The 676-nt window shown below is 45.7% G+C and carries 1 protein-coding gene; it reads left to right on the top strand.

Annotated features, from left to right (window positions below; translation table 11 throughout):
• Positions 1-91 precede the first annotated feature (91 nt).
• Positions 92-676, top strand: a 585-nt coding sequence (locus tag IEW74_RS17255) for a DUF6538 domain-containing protein (protein ID WP_229734410.1), incomplete at its 3' end; no start/stop codon positions are given.

Genomic DNA, 676 nt, shown 5'->3' with positions numbered 1-676 from the left:
ATTCTTACCCTCGATTTTCTAATCGGTTTCGATCAGAATCGGCAAAGTGATACACACAACTGGTACACACGGTGTATTGGGGATGGTCATTATGGCTAAACTCCCCAACCTATATCGTCGTGGAAATATCTGGCGATACCGTCGTCGGGTTCCCCATGATATTCAAGATAACATTGGTCGCAAAGAGTTCCTTAAGTCGCTGAATACTGCCGATTACAGCACCGCTGTGCAACGTTATCGAACCGTATGCAATGATGTTGAGCAGATTATCTCAGAAGCCCGTGGTGTGGTTTTAAATGACACTCCTGACCAATACAGGGTGATACACAAAAGTGATACACACGACCCACAAATCAAAGCTCCACCACAAAACGACCCAGACGGTTTAAAAGCGTTGATCAAAACGGTCGTTGAAGAGGTTCTCGAAGTCCATGCACCCAAGAAGCCATCCATCACGCTGGATGACCTGTACGGGCGTTATATGGCTGATCCAGCACGATCTCGTTCAAAGAAGACGGTGATGACGTATCAGTCGGTTTATAATGTGCTGATGGAGATATTTGGTGTCGATAGACCTATCGCTGATATTGATCGTGAAGATTGCCGTCAATTCATGGATGTGGTTCGACATTTGCCTGCGAATGCTCGAAAGAAGTTTCCAAAGAAATCGTTGGTG

Source organism: Terasakiella brassicae (genome assembly GCF_014641495.1).
Taxonomy (GTDB): Bacteria; Pseudomonadota; Alphaproteobacteria; order Rhodospirillales; family Terasakiellaceae; genus Terasakiella; species Terasakiella brassicae.
This window is presented reverse-complemented; position numbering and strand designations above follow the sequence as displayed.